Raw genomic sequence first — 3,472 nt, forward strand, 5'->3', positions numbered from 1 at the left:
CAACCTCTCCCCAGCCGGGAGAGGCGCAAGACATCCCGCCCCCAACGGGAAAGGCGCGGAACAATCCCTCTCCCTCGGGAGAGGCTAGGTGAGGGGGCGCGAAGCGCTCAACACCGCCCCCGCCGCAAATCCGCCAGCCCCAAAGACCCCTCACCCAACCTCTCCGCAGCGGGGAGAGGCGCAAGACATCCTCCCCCAACAGGAAAGGCGCGGAACAATCCCTCTCCCTCGGGAGAAGTTAGGTGAGGGCGCGCGCAGCGCTCAACAACGCTCCCGCTACCCCGCCCCCGGCCGAGCCTCCAAATCCCAAGCCTTCGCCGACAGCACCGCCATCCGCTGGCGCATCCGCGCCAGCACCTTGTCAGCCTGGCGATGCCCGCCCGGCCCGGTCGACAGCACCAGGTCCGCCGCCTGATCCTCCAACACAAAGGCCTGCAGTCGCCGCGCGCGGCCATAATCGCGCGCGAACTGCGGATAGTGATGCAGCCAGTTATAGACCGTGCCGACGCTGACCATCGCCTCGTCCCGGCAGATCTGCTGAAGCCCCTCCCCGCGCCTCAGCCGCGTGCAGATCGCCTCCGCCACCGGGGCCGAAAACCCGCTCGGCCGCCCGGTGATCTTCGCGTTCTTCACGCCCTTGCGCGCCTTGGCCCGCGCCGCCCGAGACCGCGCCACCCGCCCCGCCCGGTTCTGCCGCGCGAGGGTGCGGATCAGCACAAAGGCCTCGCCGAAGTCCTCATACCGCGCCGCCCAGCGATAGACCGTCGCCGCCGTCGGCATCCCCGCCGTCCGGCAGATCGCGGCCAGACTCTCCCCCTCCGCCATCCGCTGCAGGATCGCGTGCGCCAGCTCGATATCGAACCCGCAGCGAAAGTCCGGCTGCGTCCCCGGCGTGGCGGCGGTGTAGGTGGCGAGCGCCATGGAGATGTTGTTCCTGCCCGATTTTGCGAAGGAACAAATTGGGAACAAGTAATACGATTACAACCCCGATCCGCCGAGTTTCGTTCACGCCGACCGGCGGTCAGGGCTCGCACGCCTGTGCGCGAGCCCTGTTCTGTGATGGACCAACCGGAAAACACCGTGCCCTATGGCTCAGCTTGCATGGTGTTGATGCAACCACCTCAAAGGGGCCAACCGTGTTCTTGAGAAAAATCGCCGGCATAAAAGCCGTTGGCCGGTTCCGCACAGGCGGAATCAGCGGCGGCGAATACGGCAAGTACACGCTGTTTTACGCGGGGAATGGCCGTGGAAAAACCACGCTCTGTTCCATGCTGCGGTCTCTCCAGACCAACGATCCGTCACACCTCCTGAAGCGTCGATCCTTCAAAGCGGCCATTCCACAGGAAGTGCAGCTCCTTATGGACACCGGCTTGGTGAAGTTCTCGGCTGGAGCTTGGTCTGCCAACGCTGACGACTTCCACATCTTCGATCAGCACTTCATCAACGCCAACGTCCATGGCGGCCACGAGATCGACGTAGTGCACCGGCGCAATTTCTACCGAGTGGTCGTGGGTCCACAGGGGGTCTTGCTGGCGGAAGAAATCGACGCCCTCGACGCGGCGACGACGGCCAAACAGCTCGAAATCACCAACGAAAAGAAAGTTTTGCAGCAGCACATCCCAAAAGGGATGACCCTTGAGGCCTTCCTCAAACTCCCGGCTGACGCCGGCATCGATGGCAAAATCGCTGAAGCGGAGAAGGCCTTGAAGGCTGTGGAGGCAGCGGCGGACATCGCGGCCCACGCGAAGCTAAAGCCGGTCGCTCTGCCTGCGCTCCCACCAACTTTTGAAGCCATGATGGGCGCAGGTTTACCGGAGGTTTCGGCCGCCGCCGCCGGCATAGTTCAAGCACAACTAGCGACTCACGGGTTCCACGATGGGGGTGAAGCTTGGCTCGCCGAGGGCATTCCGTACATTCACGATGACAAATGCCCATTCTGTGGATCGGAGATCGCCGGCAGCGCTCTGGTCACGGCGTACCAGGGTTACTTCAGCGAAGCATACGAAGCGCACAAGGCAGCGCTTGTAGCGCTCGCCGAAGACCTTGAAGCTTCGCTGGGTCCGACACCGGGCTTGAAGTTTGAGCAGGGGTTTAAGGATGCGGCCCGCGAGGGAGCATTCTGGGCACAATATCTCGACCCGGACTTTGTCGCGCCTGCCGAGCCGGTTGGCGGTGCCGATGACGTCGCCGCGCTGTACGCAGCCGCGCTGGTTCGGATGAGAGCAAAGCTCGCCACACCGCTTGATGCGGTAACCGCCGCTCCGCCGTATGACGGCGCACTCGCTACCTGGGAGAAGATCGCCGCGGATCTTGAACCGGTGAACGCGGCGATGGTGCAGGCCAATGTTGCCATCGAAGCAGTGAAGGCCGCGAACGCCAAGGCCGACAAGGCCGTCGCAACGGCGAAGCTAGCCGCCCTGAAGGCGACCAAGAAGCGCCATATGGCTCCTTTTGCCGACCTAGCCGCCGCCTATGACGTGATGATCAAAGCCAAGGAGAAGCTCGTCGCTGATAAGGACGTCAAGAAGGCCGAGTTGGATGTCTACGACGCCAAAATCCTTGGGGGTTACGAAGCAGATATCAACGCTGTTCTGACCCGTTTCAACGCGGGTTTCCGCCTCGCAAAGTGCGGCAAGAACTACGTCGGTAAGACCCCACAGTCAGCTTACTGCCTTCAGTTCGACGGCAATGACGTCGACATCAGTAAGGCAGACGGAGACGAGCCATCTTTCGATTCCACCATGAGCGCCGGCGATAAGAGCACCTTCGCGATGGCCTTCTTCTTGGTCCAACTCAATCGGGATCCGAAGCTCGCGAACAAAATTGTCGTGTTCGACGACCCCTTCACTAGTCTCGACGATTTTCGCCGCGAAATGACGGCGAAGGCCATTGTGCGCGTTGGCGAGACCGCGTCACAGGTGCTGGTGTTTTCTCACGACAAGTACTTCCTGGATGCCGTACGGCGTAAGATCCACGGCCCGCCCTGCGTCACCATGCAGATCTCGGGGTCTGGCGGAAACTCCGCCCTTGAGCCTTGGAATATCGATTGGGAGGTGAAGGAGGGCTACCTCCAGGACCACATGGCGCTAGCGGATTACGCAAGCGGCGTGACGACCGACGCCAAGGCGATGCGAACGACGATGCGCCCTCTGTTGGAGAAATATATTCGCTATCGCTTTCCCAATCAAAATCAGGACGGGCTCTGGCTCGGCGACATGCTGCAGAATATCCGCGCCGATCCGCAGCATCCGTTGACCCAGCAGTACCAAGAACTCGACGACATCAACGAATACACTGCCCCGTTCCATCACGATCCCAACACAGCGTTCGACGCTGACGAGGTACTTGCCCACGCCAAGCGAACATTGGCGATCGTCGGGGGCTGCTAGGTCCGTCGCAATCTCAAGCTCCTCCCCCTCAACGTTTGCTTAACCCCGCCGACGTCCTGTATCCCTGGTTGGAACAGATGACG

2 protein-coding genes are annotated in these 3,472 nt (G+C 61.8%); one reads left to right on the forward strand and one right to left on the reverse strand.

The genetic code is table 11. From position 1 onward, the window contains the following. Positions 1 to 276: 276 nt before the first annotated feature. Positions 277 to 921 (reverse strand): helix-turn-helix domain-containing protein, encoded by a 645-nt coding sequence (locus Q7T84_RS15015; protein ID WP_304810388.1) that lies wholly within the window; start codon positions 919 to 921, stop codon positions 277 to 279. Between the two features lie 215 nt (positions 922 to 1,136). Between Q7T84_RS15015 and Q7T84_RS15020 the strand changes: the two genes are divergently transcribed. Next, positions 1,137 to 3,389, forward strand: coding sequence for an AAA family ATPase (locus tag Q7T84_RS15020; RefSeq protein ID WP_304810390.1), 2,253 nt, complete (start codon positions 1,137 to 1,139; stop codon positions 3,387 to 3,389). The last annotated feature ends 83 nt before the right edge of the window (positions 3,390 to 3,472 follow it).

Origin of the sequence: Phenylobacterium sp. (genome assembly GCF_030654915.1) — a bacterium.
GTDB lineage: Bacteria > Pseudomonadota > Alphaproteobacteria > Caulobacterales > Caulobacteraceae > Phenylobacterium.

Coding starts and splice junctions, on each gene's coding strand:
- Q7T84_RS15015 (WP_304810388.1), bottom strand. CDS start 921: ATGGCGCTCGCCACCTACACCGCCGCCACGCCGGGGACGCAGCCGGAC.